General features: G+C 46.2%; 16 protein-coding genes and 1 pseudogene. 7 read left to right on the top strand and 10 right to left on the bottom strand.

The window, feature by feature from the left end:
* Window positions 1–10 precede the first annotated feature (10 nt).
* Window positions 11–373 carry a winged helix-turn-helix transcriptional regulator gene (locus MHH91_RS01765; protein WP_013350971.1) on the bottom strand — a complete coding sequence of 121 codons (363 nt, stop codon included), beginning with the start codon at window positions 371–373 and terminating at the stop codon, window positions 11–13.
* A gap of 231 nt (window positions 374–604) precedes the next feature.
* Here MHH91_RS01765 and hxlA point away from each other — a divergent pair, with 231 nt between their 5' ends.
* The 4 genes from hxlA (at window position 605) to MHH91_RS01745 (ending at window position 3,001) form a co-directional block, all read left to right on the top strand.
* A complete protein-coding gene (hxlA, locus tag MHH91_RS01760) occupies window positions 605–1,240 on the top strand; it encodes a 3-hexulose-6-phosphate synthase (RefSeq protein ID WP_013350970.1) in 636 nt (211 codons plus the stop codon).
* Window positions 1,237–1,794 carry a 6-phospho-3-hexuloisomerase gene (gene hxlB, locus MHH91_RS01755; RefSeq protein WP_013350969.1) on the top strand — a complete coding sequence of 186 codons (558 nt, stop codon included), beginning with the start codon at window positions 1,237–1,239 and terminating at the stop codon, window positions 1,792–1,794. Before hxlA ends, hxlB begins: the two co-directional genes overlap by 4 nt.
* 350 nt (window positions 1,795–2,144) lie before the next feature.
* Entirely contained in the window at window positions 2,145–2,582 is a 438-nt protein-coding gene (locus tag MHH91_RS01750; RefSeq protein WP_013350968.1) for a NucA/NucB deoxyribonuclease domain-containing protein, read from the top strand.
* A gap of 20 nt (window positions 2,583–2,602) precedes the next feature.
* Window positions 2,603–3,001 carry a competence protein ComJ gene (locus MHH91_RS01745; RefSeq protein ID WP_013350967.1) on the top strand — a complete coding sequence of 133 codons (399 nt, stop codon included), beginning with the start codon at window positions 2,603–2,605 and terminating at the stop codon, window positions 2,999–3,001.
* A gap of 40 nt (window positions 3,002–3,041) precedes the next feature.
* On the opposite strand, the gene MHH91_RS01740 is transcribed toward MHH91_RS01745, so the two are convergent.
* The 6 genes and pseudogenes from MHH91_RS01740 to MHH91_RS01715 all read right to left on the bottom strand — a co-directional run.
* Complete coding sequence (locus MHH91_RS01740; protein ID WP_013350966.1) at window positions 3,042–4,478, bottom strand: glycoside hydrolase family 1 protein; 1,437 nt, start codon at window positions 4,476–4,478, stop codon at window positions 3,042–3,044.
* A 104-nt stretch (window positions 4,479–4,582) separates the two neighbouring features.
* Window positions 4,583–4,906, bottom strand: a complete 324-nt coding sequence (locus MHH91_RS01735) for a YckD family protein (protein ID WP_013350965.1) — start codon at window positions 4,904–4,906, stop codon at window positions 4,583–4,585.
* Between the two features lie 73 nt (window positions 4,907–4,979).
* The gene (locus MHH91_RS01730; protein WP_013350964.1) at window positions 4,980–5,414 is read right to left on the bottom strand and encodes an RDD family protein; all 435 of its coding nucleotides are present in this window, start codon (window positions 5,412–5,414) and stop codon (window positions 4,980–4,982) included.
* Window positions 5,415–5,428: 14 nt separating this feature from the next.
* A complete protein-coding gene (locus MHH91_RS01725) occupies window positions 5,429–6,565 on the bottom strand; it encodes a zinc-dependent alcohol dehydrogenase (protein ID WP_014469722.1) in 1,137 nt (378 codons plus the stop codon).
* A 63-nt stretch (window positions 6,566–6,628) separates the two neighbouring features.
* Complete coding sequence (locus MHH91_RS01720; protein ID WP_013350962.1) at window positions 6,629–7,831, bottom strand: GTP-binding protein; 1,203 nt, start codon at window positions 7,829–7,831, stop codon at window positions 6,629–6,631.
* A gap of 188 nt (window positions 7,832–8,019) precedes the next feature.
* A pseudogene (locus MHH91_RS01715) lies at window positions 8,020–8,316 on the bottom strand (MFS transporter); the annotation flags it as partial.
* 172 nt (window positions 8,317–8,488) lie between these two features.
* Between MHH91_RS01715 and nasD the strand changes: the two are divergent.
* The 3 genes from nasD to cobA all read left to right on the top strand — a co-directional run bounded on the left by nasD (window position 8,489) and on the right by cobA (window position 12,763).
* Complete coding sequence (gene nasD / locus MHH91_RS01710) at window positions 8,489–10,906, top strand: NADPH-nitrite reductase (protein WP_013350961.1); 2,418 nt, start codon at window positions 8,489–8,491, stop codon at window positions 10,904–10,906.
* Between the two features lie 30 nt (window positions 10,907–10,936).
* Window positions 10,937–11,257 carry a nitrite reductase small subunit NirD gene (nirD, locus tag MHH91_RS01705; protein WP_013350960.1) on the top strand — a complete coding sequence of 107 codons (321 nt, stop codon included), beginning with the start codon at window positions 10,937–10,939 and terminating at the stop codon, window positions 11,255–11,257.
* A 66-nt stretch (window positions 11,258–11,323) separates the two neighbouring features.
* Window positions 11,324–12,763 carry a uroporphyrinogen-III C-methyltransferase gene (gene cobA / locus MHH91_RS01700; protein WP_013350959.1) on the top strand — a complete coding sequence of 480 codons (1,440 nt, stop codon included), beginning with the start codon at window positions 11,324–11,326 and terminating at the stop codon, window positions 12,761–12,763.
* Between the two features lie 46 nt (window positions 12,764–12,809).
* Here cobA and MHH91_RS01695 read toward each other — a convergent pair whose 3' ends face one another.
* The 3 genes from MHH91_RS01695 to putP all read right to left on the bottom strand — a co-directional run bounded on the left by MHH91_RS01695 (window position 12,810) and on the right by putP (window position 16,866).
* Entirely contained in the window at window positions 12,810–13,820 is a 1,011-nt protein-coding gene (locus MHH91_RS01695; protein WP_013350958.1) for an NAD(P)/FAD-dependent oxidoreductase, read from the bottom strand.
* A gap of 198 nt (window positions 13,821–14,018) precedes the next feature.
* Window positions 14,019–15,254 carry a PucR family transcriptional regulator gene (locus tag MHH91_RS01690; protein ID WP_013350957.1) on the bottom strand — a complete coding sequence of 412 codons (1,236 nt, stop codon included), beginning with the start codon at window positions 15,252–15,254 and terminating at the stop codon, window positions 14,019–14,021.
* A gap of 157 nt (window positions 15,255–15,411) precedes the next feature.
* A complete protein-coding gene (putP, locus tag MHH91_RS01685) occupies window positions 15,412–16,866 on the bottom strand; it encodes a sodium/proline symporter PutP (protein WP_013350956.1) in 1,455 nt (484 codons plus the stop codon).
* Window positions 16,867–16,932: the final 66 nt, after the last annotated feature.

The following is a 16,932-nucleotide window of genomic DNA, read 5'->3' as shown; positions in this document are numbered from 1 at the left end:
ATAGAGCGCTTCAAAAAGATTCCTTAATTGCAGTTTTATCAATGTTGATTAATTCCATATATTCTTTTCCCCACTTATACATGGCGTCCAGAATCGGCATAAGGCTCTCTCCTTGCGCCGTTAAAGAGTACTCCACTTTCGGAGGGACGACAGGGTAAACTTCCCTGTGAACGATCAGATCCTGCTCCAGCTCCCTGAGCTGATTCACAAGAATTTTGTGCGTAATATCAGGAATTAAAGCTTTCAGCTCATTAAACCGCTTCGTTCCTTCTTTCCCCAAGTGCCACATAATCAGCATTTTCCACTTCCCGCCTATCACGGCAAGCGTCAATTCCTTTTCGCAATTAAACGTCTTCTTATCCATTCGGCTCACGGACAACTCTCCTTCCTCTGACTTTTCGTATGTTCATCATCTATTAATACACACTTACTTTTTCACAGAGCTTTCATCAGTTTATACTACCACGCAGTTTTGCTGAAACAAAGCGCATTGCCTGCGGGGACAGTATCCTCAAGGTAACTATTAGACTTCAAAGTGCGTACTTCTCAACATGCGGGACGCTCTATAGAATGTAAATACATTAAGAAGAGGAGTGGATATAAAGTGGAATTACAGCTCGCATTAGACTTAGTGAATATTCCTGAAGCAATTGAACTTGTGAAAGAGGTCGAACAATATATAGATGTTGTTGAAATCGGCACTCCGGTTGTCATTAATGAAGGACTGAGAGCCGTACAGCAAATGAAGGAGGCCTTTCCTCATCTGAAAGTGCTTGCTGATCTTAAAATCATGGATGCGGGCGGTTACGAGATTATGAAAGCGGCAGAAGCGGGAGCCGACATCATCACCGTTTTAGGGGCAACAGATGACTCAACGATCAAAGGGGCGGTTTCTGAAGCAAAAAAGCAGCAGAAAAAAATCCTCGTCGATATGATTAACGTAAAAGACCTTGAAACACGGGCAACAGAAATTGACCAACTCGGTGTTGATTATATTTGTGTTCACACAGGTTATGATCTTCAAGCAGAAGGAAAAAATTCATTCGGGGAACTGACGGCGATTAAAAAAGCGGTCAAGAACACAAAAACCGCAATTGCCGGAGGCATTAAACTTGATACGCTTCCTGAAGCCATCAAACAAAACCCGGATTTAATCATTGTTGGCGGAGGGATTACGGGCGCTGACGATAAAGCGGATGCTGCTTCAAAAATGAAACAGCTGATCACACAAGGATCATGAAAACGACTGAATACTTACATGACATCCTGAATGAATTATCCCGTACCGCATCATTAATAGCCGACAGTGAAGCTGACAAGCTTGCGGAGCAGATTTTATCGGCAGATCAGATCTTCACATCCGGAGCCGGCCGTTCCGGTTTTATGGCTAAAGCGTTCGCCATGAGGATGATGCATATCGGACTGAACGCTTACATTGTCGGTGAGACGCTTACCCCTCCCCTCCAAGAAGGCGGTCTCGTCATCATCGGCTCCGGCTCAGGAGAAACAAAAAGTCTCCTCCACACAGCCGAAAAAGCCAAAAGCCTTAACGGCATCATCACTGCATTAACGATTAACCCCGCCTCGAGTCTCGGCAAACTTGCGGATCTCACGATAACGATCCCAGGCTCTCCTAAGGAAGAGACAGACGGAGACAGAAAGACGATTCAGCCGATGGGTTCTTTATTCGAACAAACTCTTCTGCTGTTTTATGATGCGGTTATCCTAAAAATCATGGAGAAAAAAGAACTGAATTCGGCAGATATGTTTACAAAACATGCGAATCTGGAATGACATGCTGACGGCCTTCTTATAAGATGGCCGTCTTTTTATCGTTCCGTCGCGCAGAATTACAAACCGTCACGGGGCGGAAACTCGCCGACGAATTACCCTGCCGGTGAGCTTATCGCTATAATAGCCAATTATTCAGACGGCCGCAATCATTCATTTCTGAATAGAGAAACGGCAAAAAACACTTTCTGATCGGTTTTTTATTGGATAAAGCGGATTTGTACGGACGGTTTTACAGATATTCAGCAGAATTGCGGCTGAAAAATATATTTTAACAGCTTTACAGCGGGACGATTCTGCTTTATTCTTGGACCAGCTTCACAGCAATTTAAAACTGGAGGTGATTGATACTCTTGAAAACATTAAAAGCACTGCTGCTTGTTCTTATCATCATTGCCGGAGCAGTCGCGGCCCTGATCAAGGGTGATATTTTCTCAGATAACGAGCAGACCGTTCAGAAGAGTGATTACGACAAGGTAATCCTATTTCCGTCCGATCGATATCCGGAAACAGCAAAGCATATTAAGGACGCGATAAAAGAAGGACATTCCAGCATATGCACCATTGACAGAGACGGAGTACATAAGCGGCGTGAACAATCTCTTAAACATGTGCCTGTAAAAACAGGATACGATAGGGATGAATGGCCGATGGCGGTTTGTAAACAGGGCGGAAATAATGCCTCCGTAGAATATATTTCTCCGGCAGACAACCGCGGAGCCGGCTCTTGGGTCGGACACCAGCTTACCAATGATCCAGACGGAACGAGAGTATTATTTAAAATCAAGTAAAAAACAGGAGGAACAGCGCATTGATTAAATCATGGAAACCGCAAGAACTGACCATTTCTTATCATCAATTTACAATCTTCCAAAAAGATTCAGAACCGCCTGTTATCGATTGGACCGATGAAGCCATTGAAAAAGGATACGCGGAGGCTGACGATGCTGTTTCATTTGAAGCAGGGAGAAATACGAAGGCATTTATCGTCCTGAGGCTGAACACAAATGAGCCGGTGCCATCCTATGAGAAAAAAGCGACTGTTCCCTTCGAGGCTGTAAAAGATGGGATTGAAATTGAAAGCGTGATGTCAAAAAGGCTTTTCTTCGATCTTCCGAAAGGCCGATACAGCCTTACCTGTTATTCAGTGCCTGCCGAAATATCCGATCTTCATGCAGATACGTATATTATTGATGCGGCCGCAATGTAAAAGAAATCCCTGAGAGAATCATATTTCTCTCAGGGAACTTTTATAAACTCTTACCGTTTGTTTCAATTACATTCTGATACCAATAAAAACTTTTTTTCCTGATCCGTTTCAGATCCTTTTCGTCTTCTTCATCACGATTGATATATACAAAGCCGTAGCGCTTTTGATAGCCGTTCAGCCAGCTTAACAGATCCGTAAATGACCAGCTGCAGTAGCCGATGAGATTAACTCCGTCACTGATGGCCTCTCTGCACTGTTCAAGATGGGAGCGTAAATAGTCGATTCTGTAGTCATCCTGAATCGAGCCGTCTTCTTCTATTTTATCGAATTCCCCCAGCCCGTTTTCTGTAACAAAAACCGGAAGCTGATACCTACTCGTTATACGCCGGAGGCCGATGCGCAGGCCTGTCGGGTCAATCGTCCAATCCCAATTGCTCGTCACAAGATCAGGATTCTTTTTCGTTTTAAACAGTCCCGGTATACCTGTGTCCTGGTTTGTCCCTTTCTGCCCCGTCGTGTTCATTTTCCCCTCCGATACACCATCAAGAGGATTTCTTTCATACGTAATCGTCTGATAATAATTAACACCGATGAAATCCGGCTTGCCTTTTGCCAGCAGCTCCATATCGCCGGCTTCAATGGCAGGCGCCCAGCCCTTTTCCTTTAAATAGCTGAAAGGAATTTGCGGATAAGTCCCCCAGCAGTACATATCAAGCCACCAATGATTCATAAATTCCTCTGCGTTTTCAAATGCAGTTATGTCTTCAGGGTGACTTGTCAGCGGATAAGCCGGTGAATATGCGAAGCTCGGGCCGATCAAGCCGTCAGGAACATATTTTCTGAAGGATTCAATTGCTTTGGCATTAGCTAAAAATGCGATATGATTCGCTTCATAAAATCGTTTTCTGTCCTTTACACCGGGTGGATGTGAAGCTGTAATGAATCCGTTATGAAAATTATAATTCTGCTCATTTAACGTGACCCAGTACTTCACCTTTCCGGCGAATCTTTTGTATAACGCAACGCAGTAATTATTAAAATCATCAATTATTTTCCTTGATTCAAATCCGCCGTACTCATCCATCAGCGCCTGAGGCAAGTCCCAATGATAGAGAGTCAGCACCGGCTCAATATTGTTAGAAATCAATTCATCGATCAAGTTTTCATAAAATGCGATCCCTGCTTCGTTGATTTCCCCTCTGCCTTTCGGAAAAATTCTCGGCCAGCTGACAGAAAAGCGATAAGCTTTCAAACCCATCTCTGCCATCAAGGCGATATCTTCTTTATAACGTTCATAATGGCCGACTGCTGTATCACCGTTTGAGCCTTTAAATGTTTTACCCGGTATTTTTGTGAAAAAGTCCCATACTGAAGGGCCTTTACCGTCTGTATTCCAGGCTCCTTCAACCTGATAGGCAGCTGAAGCTGACCCCCATAGAAATGTATCAGGGAAAAGACCCGGTTTTTCATGTATCATGTGTTTTCATCCTCCTGATGCGTATGATATTAATATCATACGTTATGAAACGCGTTTCAAAGCAATCCCGATAAAAACAAAAAAGCATCCGACTTGCCGGATGCTTAAGAATGATGATGCCGTTTTTCCAGTTTATGAGGGGGAGGCTTTGGAATAAAGCCGTTTTGTTTCATCATATTAAAGTGCCTGTCCATATGCTGTTTAATATGCTCTGCTTTTTCTTTCGGCAGGACGCCGTACTCAACATATTTGGAAATGACATGTTTGCGTTTTTCGAGTATTTCTTTTTCAAGTGATTCAATTTCTTTTTTCTGCTGTTGCGTAAGTGACATTGTTGAAGGCATTTTCGTTTCAGCGGCGTGTGCCGGCATTGTGAAAACCATTGCCGTAATGAAAAACGCAGCCAATGATAACGCAGCTTTTTTCATGACTCTTTCCTCCTTTAACGTTTGTAATATGTTGTGCCTTCATCCAGTTTTTATGCAAAAAAAAAGAGCGAAATTATTCGCTCTTTTCAATCGATTCATCCGGCAGCGCGTATGTGACATACGTTCCTGCTACAAAATCGTGGATTGACCGTTTGTCTTCTCTCATTCCGACCATGAAGGCGCTCACGATCACACCGATTCCAAACGTCACGCCATATATTAAAGCGCCCACAAGCACTCTTAAAATCATAGTAAGAAAGCCTACCTGAGTGCCGTCTTTTTTGACAATGCGGATACCGCAAATCTTTTTGCCGATAACGTAACCGTTCCAGTAAACTGGGAGCAAAAGAGAATAAAGAGTCAAAATGATGCTGATCATTGTGCTATCATTCGGATCTTTTCCTGTTGCCAGCATAAAAATAATCGCCAGAGGCACTGAAGTAATTAAATAGTCGAGTACTAAGGCTCCCAATCTGATCCAAAATCCTGCCGGTCTGTAAATATTCATTGTGTTTCCCCTCGCTATGGCTTCAAAATCACTTTAATATTGCCATCTTCTTTTTTGTCAAATATATCATATGCAGCAGGGGCTTCCGCAAGACTCATTTTATGCGTAATGATATCCGTCGGATCAATTTCATTTTGTTCGACCATTTGATACAGCATCGGCATCAGATGGATAACGGGTGCCTGCCCCATTTTTAAAGAGACGTTGCGGGTGAAAAAATCACCGAGCGGAAAACCGTCCGCTTCAGAAATATATGCGCCTGTGAGCTGAACTGTTCCGAACTTCTTAACGGCTTCTGACGCTGTAAGAATCGGACTGATGGTTCCGAACTGATTCGGCTTTTGCTCTGCTTTTTCTTTTGAAAGCGGCGTACCGTCCATTCCGACACAATCAATCACAACATCCGCGCCCCCTGACGTTTGCTCATGCAGCAGTTTTCCGATCTCATCATGTTCTGAAAAATTGAAGGTCTCTGCTCCGTTTGTGCGTCGCGCATGTTCAAGACGGTGCGGGACTTGATCGACTGCGATGACCCGTTTTGCTCCTTTTTTCCAAGCGAATTTTTGCGCCATTAAACCGATCGGCCCGGACCCCAGAATAACGACTGTGTCTCCTTTTTTCACTCCGCTGTGCTGGACGCTCCAAAAGGCGGTCGGCATGACATCTGACAGAAGCAGCACCTGCTCATCTTCAAGCCCGCTGTCTGCCGGAACCAGAAAAGAAGAGAAATCAGCAAAAGGAACACGCAAATATTCAGCCTGCCCGCCGGGATAATTACCGTTAAACTCCGAGAAACCGAATAAGCCGCCGGCATCTGTATGAGGGTTTGGGTTTGATTCATCACACTGGCTTTCCATCTGGTGCTTGCAATAATGACATTCACCGCAGCCGATGTTAAAAGGGATCACGACGCGGTCGCCTTTTTTCAGCCTTTTGACTTGACTGCCCGTTTCTTCAACGATTCCCATCGGCTCATGTCCGACGATATAACCCGGATCGGCGGGGATTCCGTTTTTATATAAATGAAGATCTGAACCGCAAATCCCGGTTGCGGTGATTCGAACGATGACATCTCTCTCGTCTTGAATGGAGGGTGCCGGGACTTCTTTCACTTCCATATGTTCTTTCCCTTGGTATGTCAGTGCTTTCACATTGGTCAGCTCCTTTTTCATCACTCCTTCCCTTCTCACCCGCTTCTAAACTTGGCCGGTATGTTATTCAGCCCGCTGAATGTCCCATTGAAAAGGATCTTCAAGCTGCGACCAGTCAGAATCGAACTCAGACGGTGTCAGCAGACACTGATCTAATTCCTTTGTGATGGCTGCTTGATCTAAATCAGTTCCGATAAACACCAGATTCGTATGGCGGTCTCCGAATTGAGCGTCCCAATCCTCCAGAATTTCCGGTTCCTGCTGTTTGATCTGCTCCTGCTCAAGTTTCGGCATCGCCGCCACCCAATAAGAAACAGGCTCAATCGAGACTGCCGGACCTGCCTGAGACATCAGCAGCGCAAGGCTGTTGCGGGTTGCGCACCATGCAATTCCTTTTGCGCGTACAATGTTGTCAGGCATTGATTGATGCAGCCAGCTGTCAAAACGAGCGGTATGAAACGGCAGACGCCGCGAGTACACAAACGAAGTGATTCCGTACTCTTCCGTTTCCGGAGTGTGCGCCTCATGACCTGCCGTCAGCTCCTTTATCCATCCTGCAGATGAACTTGCCTCCTCAAACTCAAATAAACCGGTATTTAATATGCATTCGGGAGACACCTCTCCGCGGACGGATCGGATCAGCTTGGCCCGGGGCTGTAATGCACGAAGAACTGTTTCAAGCTGTTCAAGCTCTTTTTCGCCCACCATGTCGCGCTTATTTAAAATGAGAACGTCACAAAACTCGATTTGATCAATTAATAGATCAGCAATCTCTCGTTCATCCTCTTCTCCCGCCGCTTCCTTACGGTCAAGGAGGCTGTCACCGGACTGGAAATCATGCCAGAAGCGGTTTGCATCCACCACAGTCACCATTGTGTCCAGCTTGCAGAAGGCTGTCAGATCAATGCCCATTTCTTCATCTATGTAAGAAAATGTTTGGGCAACGGGAATCGGTTCGCTGATCCCTGTTGATTCAATTACGATGTAATCAAACCTGCCGTCTTTGGCGAGTTTCTCGACCTCGACTAATAGATCCTCACGCAGCGTGCAGCAGATACAGCCGTTGGATAATTCCACAAGTTTCTCATCTGTCCGTGATAAGCCGCCTCCCTGCTTCACCAAGCCGGCGTCTATGTTTACTTCGCTCATGTCATTGACGATGACAGCAATTTTTAAACCGTTGCGATTTTGTAAAATATGATTCAAAACAGTCGTCTTTCCAGCACCAAGATAGCCGCTTAATACTGTAACCGGAATTTTTTTCATGAACATATCCTCCTGATAAAATAGAATGATTACGATTTATGATACATACCCGTCTCTTTTCAATTATTATGTACATCAGTTTAAATCGCAATCGTTACTATTTATTCTGCTGTATTCTCCGTTTAAAATCAAGTAAAAGTTATACATCATGAAAAAGACACGCTGTCACACGTGTCTTCCGCTCAAACTTAAACATCCGCATGGCTGCTTTCAGTGCCATAGCTTTTTCTCCAATAATAACCTGCTGCGAGAACAAGCACAAACGCAAGCAATGCGATACATGAAAAAGAGATAAAGCCGATAGCATAAGATCCCGTCACCTGCTTTAATGACCCTAAAATATTGGGAAGAAAAAAACCGCCTATGCCGCCGGCCGCCCCGACGATTCCCGTCACCATTCCGATTTCTTTTCTAAAGTGCTGCGGGACAAGCTGAAATACCGCTCCGTTACCCATGCCGAGCGCCATCATTCCGATAAACAGCAGATTGTAAAATGCCCGGTTTTAAGATGTGCGCCGTACGAATCAGCCCCATATAATTTTTCATAAAATTTTTAGATTTTTTCGTATTTTTTGTTACATTTCATAACATGCATCTTAAATATTTGTTTTTGCTGTGCTACGCTAAAAAAAACATAGATAAGGAGCGGATCATCTGATGGGAAAAAAACAGCTAGTCCTTGTTGGAAATGGAATGGCCGGGGTAAGAGCAATTGAAGAAATACTGCGTGTTTCAAAAGACGAATTCGAGATTACGATATTCGGGGCCGAACCTCATCCCAACTATAACCGAATCCTTCTGTCAAAAGTGCTGCAAGGCGATACAGATATTAAAGATATTACGTTAAACGATTGGGACTGGTACAAAGAAAACAACATTCAGCTGCATACCGGTGAAACAGTCATCAAAGTGAACCCGGAAAGCAAAACCGTCATCACAGATGCAGACAGAATCCAGCCTTACGATGAACTCATCCTGGCGACAGGCTCCGTACCTTTTATCCTACCGATTCCGGGCGCGGATAAACAAGGTGTCACTGCTTTCCGGGATATTAAAGATACAGACACGATGCTCGCCGCGTCAAAACAATATAAAAAAGCAGCCGTCATCGGCGGAGGACTGCTGGGTTTGGAAGCCGCGCGGGGACTGCTGAATCTCGGCATGGACGTGTCCGTCATCCACCTCGCCCCATTCCTGATGGAACGCCAGCTTGATGCAGCGGCAGGACGCCTGCTGCAAAACGAATTAGAAAAACAGGGCATGACCTTTTTACTTGAAAAGCAAACTGAAGAAATCCTCGGCACTGACAGTGTTGAAGGCGTACGCTTTAAAGACGGCACAATCATTGAAGCTGATTTAGTCGTCATGGCCGTCGGCATCCGCCCGAATACACAGCTTGGCGCAGAAAGCGGCATTCCGGTTAACCGCGGCATCATTGTCAATGATTATATGCAAACTGAAATCCCGCACATTTACGCGGTCGGCGAATGTGCCGAGCACCGCGGAATCGCATACGGACTTGTGGCGCCGCTCTATGAACAGGCGAAAGTGCTCGCAAAGCATATTTGCGGCATCGAAACAAAACCGTATGAAGGTTCCGTTCTCTCCACTCAATTAAAGGTATCAGGTGTCGAGGTGTTCTCTGCCGGTGACTTTAACGAATCAGAGGACAAAAAAGCGATTAAAGTGTTCGATGAACAGGATGGCATCTATAAAAAAATCGTCCTGAGAGGAAATCAAATTGTCGGTGCTGTTTTATTCGGCGACAGCAGCGAGGGCGGCCGCCTGTTTTCAATGATTCAAAAAGAAGCCGATATCTCCGAAACCTCCAAAATATCAATTTTACAGCCTCTTGATCAGGAAGCAGGTACAAGTATGACCGCGGCGATGAGCGACGATGAAATCATCTGCGGCTGCAACGGCGTATCAAAGGGCGCGATTATTCAAGCCATTCAGGAAAAAGGCTGCACATCCACGGACGAAATCAAAGCATGCACCGGGGCATCCCGCTCATGCGGAGGCTGTAAACCGCTCGTTGAAGACATTCTTCAATACACACTGGGATCAGAATTTGACGCATCCGCGCAAAAAGAAGCGATTTGCGGCTGCACCTCATTGTCGAGAGATGAAGTCGTAGAAGAAATCAAAGCCAAAGGGCTGTCACATACGAGAGAAATCATGAACGTGCTCGGCTGGAAAACGCCGGAAGGCTGCTCCAAATGCCGGCCTGCCCTCAACTACTACTTAGGCATGATCAATCCGGCTACGTACGAGGATGACAGAACTTCCCGATTTGTGAACGAACGGATGCACGCCAATATTCAAAAAGACGGAACATACTCCGTCGTTCCCCGGATGTACGGCGGTGTGACCAATTCCACAGATCTTCGCAAGATCGCCGATGTCGTCGACAAATACGAAATCCCGCTCGTGAAAATGACCGGCGGCCAGCGAATTGATCTCATCGGCGTGAAAAAAGAAGATCTTCCGAAAGTATGGGCCGAGCTTGATATGCCGTCAGGCTACGCGTACGGAAAAACGCTCCGCACGGTAAAAACGTGCGTAGGCGAACAATTCTGCCGCTTCGGCACGCAAGACTCCATGGCACTGGGCATTGCGCTGGAGAAAAAATTCGAAGGGCTCAATACACCTCATAAAGTCAAAATGGCCGTGTCTGCCTGCCCGCGGAACTGTGCGGAGTCCGGTATTAAAGACCTTGGCGTCGTCGGCATCGACGGCGGCTGGGAGCTTTATGTCGGCGGGAACGGCGGAACTCATTTGCGCGCCGGTGATTTGCTGATGAAAGTGAAAACAAATGAAGAAGTCTTAGAATACGCTGGTGCTTACCTTCAGTACTACAGAGAAACGGCAAACTATCTGGAGCGTACATCCGCATGGCTGGAGCGCGTCGGTTTATCTCATGTCCAATCCGTGTTAAACGATCCGGAAAAACGGCAGGAGCTCAATGACAGAATGAATGAGACACTCTCTGTCCATAAAGATCCGTGGCAATACTTCCTTAATGATAAAAAAGCTTCTAAAGATTTATTCGAAAATGTCGTCACGACTTCATAAAGACAGAACAAACAGTGAGGGGGAACGGACATGGTTAATAAAGATATGACAAAGGTTTGCATAGGCAGATTAAACGAATTACCTGAGAAATTAGGAAAAACCGTATATGTAGAAGATAAAGAGCTTGCCGTATTTAAGCTTTCCGACGGAAGCGTCCGAGCCGTGGAAAACCGCTGTCCTCATAAAGGCGGCGTCCTGGCTGAAGGCATCATCAGCGGAGAATACGTTTTCTGCCCGATGCATGACTGGAAAATCTCCTTAGAAGACGGAAAAGTCCAAGAGCCGGATCATGGCTGTATCAAAACATACGATACATTGATCGAAGGAGAGAATGTATACCTCCTGTATTGATCAAAGAACCGGATCACTTTTTCAAGTGGTCCTTCATTTTTTAAATTGTGAAGGGATGAAGCCATCATGAAAAACGGAATCGTATATTTTGTCGGTGCAGGACCCGGAGACCCGGGGCTGATCACCGTAAAAGGAAAACAGGCTCTGGAGAAAGCGGAGATCATTTTGTATGACCGGCTCGCAAACCCAAAGTTTCTTGAATATGCCTCACCGGAATGCCGGTTCATCTATTGCGGAAAGCTGCCCGACCGCCATTTTATGAAACAGTCGGAGATCAATGCCCTGCTGATTGAAAAAGCGGCGGAGGGCTTCACCGTAGTCCGCTTGAAAGGCGGAGATCCAAGTGTGTTCGGCAGAGTCGGCGAAGAAGCAGAGGCGCTTCATCAGCACGGCATCCGCTACGAAATGGTGCCCGGCATCACCTCGGGAATCGCAGCGCCGATGTATGCGGGAGTCCCTGTCACCCATCGTGATTTCGCTTCGTCCTTCGCCATGATTACCGCTCATGATAAATCATTACAAGGCAGGCCGAATCTTGACTGGGAAGGGCTTGCCAGAAGCGTTCAAACGCTTGTGTTTTACATGGGCGTTAAAAATCTGTCATTTATATGCCGGAAGCTTATGGAGTACGGAAAATCCCCTTCCGTCCCTGTACTCGTCATTCAATGGGGAACATGGGGGCGGCAGCGGAGCATAAAAGGAACGCTTCACGATATCCATGAAAAAGTACAAAGCCGTAAAATCACCAACCCTGCCATTATTGTCATCGGAGATATCGTGAATTTTCAAACACATAGCTGGTTTGAAAGCAAACCGTTCATCGGCCGGCATATCATGGTGGTCACCCATGGCGATGCTGAACATACATTGACAGACAAGCTGCGGGAGTATGGCGCCGATGTTATCGAATGGCCGAAGCGGATCATTAAAAAAATGCCGGTCAACGAAACCATCCTAAAACAGATCGGCACCTTTGAACATATCTTTTTCACATCACGCCTTGCCGTCTGTGAATTCTTTGACACATTGGCTTTCAACCAAATCGACATCCGCCGGGTGACCGCAAACCTGAATGCAGCGACTGAAGCGGCACAGAAGGAACTTGAAAAACGGGGCTTCCTCCTATCAGAATATCAAAGTGATTCTCCGCATTCACTCATTGTAGGGAGCCGTCAAGCGGCAGTAAACATGCCAGACTCAGAATCATGCCCGTTTTATGTCACCCATGAACATATTGCAGATGAGCGGTTCACTTCCATGATCGAACGCACGATCAGTGAGTCCCCTCTGCAAATGATTATCTGTCCGGACAAAGAAGCCGCTCAGCATTTGATCAGCGCGGGAAAAGAGATCGGCATATCACCGAACCCGTCGGCAAACCGCCCTCCTGTCGTCTGCATGGGCGAAGACGTGCCCGCCGGTTACGGATTTACCGCCGTGAAAAATCAGGAACAATTATTTGCGTTTATACGAAATGAAATGAAAGAAGTGCTCCTTCACAGCTGATGCGCTTTATCTGACCCCCGGCCCAACAGCGGAGGTCAGTCCCTTTTTATTGTGTCACCAATTTTTTATGATGAGTTGAATACATCGCCATATGATCCGCCTGCGGGTCCAAATATGCTTTGGCGCTGTTGACGGCGGTCGGCCCCTCAGTGAAACCGCCGGCTATCAATCTGAGTTTGCTTTCATAATACGCAGCGTCACCGGCAACAAACACCCCCGGAAGGTTCGTCCGCATATGTCTGTCAGCTTTAATTCTGCCTTCTTCAATCTCAAGCCCCCAATCCTTCATCGCACCGAGATCAATTTTAAACCCGTGGTTGATAATGAGCTCATCAAGCTTGATGTCTTCAGAAAGGCCGGACTCAGTTTGGCAAACGGTGACGCTTTCGATCCGTTCTCCTGTGCCGTTAATATGCTTCAAACGATACGGCGCAAGCACCCGCACGGAAGACCGCTTCATTTTCGCGACGCTGCTTTCCAAGCCGCCGAACTCCTCACGGCGGTGCAAAACGGTAACAGACGCCGCAATCGGTTCCAGCTCATTCGCCCAGTCAACCGCGGTATCTCCCCCTCCGGAAATCACGACATGCTTACCTTGAAACGCATCCAGCTTCTCCACTTTATAATGAAGGTTCTTCCCTGAATATCGGCTCGCATCCGCACTGTTAAGTTCATTGACCTCCAGCGTCCCCATGCCGACCGCCAAGATCACGGTGCGTGTATAGTGCTTTTCCCCTTCGGCACTTTCCAGCACAATGGTTCCGTCCTCCAGCCGTTCAAATCCGGTCACCCGCTGATTCAACACGATATCCGGCTCAAATGTCGCCGCCTGCTCCTTCAACTGCTTAATCAGCTGTTCCCCGGTGATCCCCGGTATTCCGCCGATGTCACGGATGATTTTTTCAGGGAAAAACATAGACACTTTCCCTCCGAGCCGCGGCAAAAACTCGATCACCTTCGTTTTCAGCTCGCGCATCCCGCAATAAAAAGCCGCAAACAGGCCGACCGGGCCTCCGCCTATAATCGTGACGTCATACACCTCATGATTTTCCGCCATTATTCTGCCTCCCGTTTATATCTATACTTAAAAAGTTTTAATTGAGAATCAATATCAATAAAAAGTATAACATACATCGGGGAGCGGTGTTTATTCATTTCTCATCACGGAAAAGGAGAGATTCACAAGCGCGGTTCAGTGAGAGTTGACAGGCGGGAGGGATTAAAGCTGAAACCAGTACGGCGACTGGTTTCTTTTCTATTTCTTTTTCATCAGCATAATATCGAGATACAGCTGACACCTTGTTCTGAAGTCGTTTAAATCAATTGAAGTCATGTCAAGAATCTGTTTGATACGGTAGTTCAATGTGTTTTGATGAATAAAAAGCTGTTCTGCGGCTGGTTTTGTTTTGCAGTTATTGAGGAGATAGATTTCTAATGTTTTCAGCAGTTCGGTACTGCTTTCTCTGTCTTTGGCTTTTAATAAAGCTAAATCATAGTTTACATATTCCAGTGAGGCGTTTTTTTCTTCGATGCTTTCAAGATAACGGTAAATCCCGAGCTTACTGTATTCATACGGGATATTTTCCTGGTTCCCGGTAATTTCGGCAGCCTTTATAACTTCAAGGGCTTCTATATAACTTTTGCCGAGCTTCAGGATGCTGCTGTATTCATTGCCGATTCCGATATAAATTGGAGTGGGGATCTTCTGAAAGTGAAAATGAGTCAGCAGTTTGTGGATGAATTCAGATGCTGCCGAAGTGCCGGAGCTTTTTTGCGAGAAGCTTGCGACGACGATGACAATATTGGAATCGATGGTTAAAACATGACTCACTTTATCTCGCAAATTCAAGTACGATTTGATATTTTCCTTCACATCTTCGACTGCCTCCCCATCTCCATTTGCGGCATGGAGGACGACTACTGAAAAGACCGACGGCAGCACGGCGTTCATCTTTTCTGCCTCCCGCCTGAACTCCTTTTCAGAGGAGAATTGCTGAAAAATCGCCCGCTTCACAAGGTCTTCCGCTCTCTCTTCCTTTTCCTGTTTCACCCGGTTCGTTTTATGGATGATTTTCCCGACATGAAATGATGTTTCATATAAAAAGTTGAGCTCTTCGTCCGTCAGGTTGCGGTCGAGCTCCTGAATCCAGATGTAACCCATCACTTCCCCTTTATGTTTAGCGCTTACAACCACTCTCTGATTCAGGCCGATACTGTCTATTTTTTCAACACGGAACGGTTCAGGAACGGTTTTCAGTTTTTCGATTACCCCGTCCTTCAGAAACCTTTCAAAAATCTGCACGGGGCATTTTTTTGAGAAGATCGTCTGCTGGTTGGCGGAGTCGAAGTGATTAATGTAATAAGAATTATAGGCAAGCAAAAAGAAATCCGCGCTTTCCAGAATGACGGGCTTCTGCAATTCATAACTGATGAAATCAATTAATTTATCAATGTCCGTAAATGAAAAAACTCTCTCTAAAAGCTCTTCCATACCTATTTCTCCTATGCTCTTTTTATCTTTATCATACTCTGCGGGGTGACTTTTTGTATAGAAAAAAATTCATATATTCCCAAAATAGTATTATCCGGAGGCCTGTATCATGAAAAGAGGAAAAAGGGCGGTCCCTTCTTCCTCTCGTTCTTTGCTTTTATTGAGAAAGTGTATCACGGTACTCATGAAACTGATCTGTGACATCTTTTGACGGAGCCTGTGTCAATAAGCTGACGACAAATACAGCAGCAAGGCTTACAGCAAAGCCCGGAATGATTTCGTACAAAAAGCCTGAAAGACCGGCATTCGCCCAAATGATTACGGTAATCGCTCCCGCAATCATGCCGGCGAGTGCCCCCCATTTCGTCATCCGTTTCCAAAATAAACTGAGCAGTACGACCGGCCCGAATGAAGCGCCGAATCCCGCCCATGCATAGCTGACAAGGCCAAGTATCGTGTTGTTTTTCTCCCATGCGAGCACCAATGCGATGATGGACACCGCAAGTACTGCCATTCTCCCCAGAAATACGAGTTCCTTATCAGAAGCCGAACGCCTGAACATGGATTTATACAAGTCTTCCACTAAAGAACTGGACGTAACGAGCAGCTGAGACGAAATCGTACTCATAATGGCAGCCAAAATCGCAGAAATGAGAAATCCCGTAATAATCGGGTGGAACAGAATATTGCCGAGCTGAATAAAAATGGTTTCCGGATCAGCCAGCTTCAATCCGCGCTGATGGTAATACGCGATTCCCGCGAGCCCCGTAAACAGAGCGCCGAGTGCAGATAAAATCATCCATCCCATTCCGATCCGTCTGGCGCGTTTGATCTCTTTCACAGATGTGATCGCCATAAAGCGCACAATAATATGCGGCTGACCGAAATAGCCGAGCCCCCACGCAAATAAAGAAATAATGCCTAGAACGGTCGTTCCTTTGAACATATTAAACAGTTCCGGGTTGACTGAACGGATATCGGCAACGGTTTCTCCCGGGCCGCCCGTATGAAAAATTGTCACAATCGGCACGAGAATAAGCGCCGCAAACATAATGATCCCTTGGACAAAGTCCGTCCAGCTTACCGCCAAAAAGCCTCCGAACAAGGTGTAGGCGACAACGACGCCTGTCACGACCCACAGCCCCGTGTGGTAATTCAATCCTAAAATGCTTTTGAATAAGACGCCTCCGGATACCATGCCGGATGATACGTAAAATGTGAAAAAAACGAGAATGACAAGACCCGAAAACAGCCTGAGAAGCTTCGTGTGATCGCCGAAACGATTTTCAAGGAAACCCGGAATGGTAATGGAATTTCCCGCTTTTTCGGTATACGTTCTCAGTCTCGGTGCCACGAAAAGCCAGTTCGCCCATGCTCCGAGCACAAGTCCGATGACAATCCAAGCGCCGCTTAGCCCCGTTGAAAACATGGCGCCCGGAAGCCCCATTAAGAGCCATCCGCTCATATCCGCCGCTCCCGCGCTGAGCGCTGTCACGGCAGGGCCTAAAGAACGCCCCCCGAGCATATAATCCGTCAGATTTGACGTCCGTCTGTAGGCGTAATAACCGATAAACAGCATTCCCGCCATATAAATACAAATGGAAATAATCAACTGAATGTTTGCTATGGCATTTCCTCCTCCGTTTTATATGTTTATGGTGAAATGGACACCCCCCGC

Origin of the sequence: Bacillus sp. FSL K6-2819 (assembly GCF_038008305.1) — a bacterium.
Taxonomy (GTDB): domain Bacteria; phylum Bacillota; class Bacilli; order Bacillales; family Bacillaceae; genus Bacillus; species Bacillus amyloliquefaciens.
Note: the sequence above shows the minus strand (reverse complement) of the source record. Positions and strands in the feature narration are given on the sequence as shown.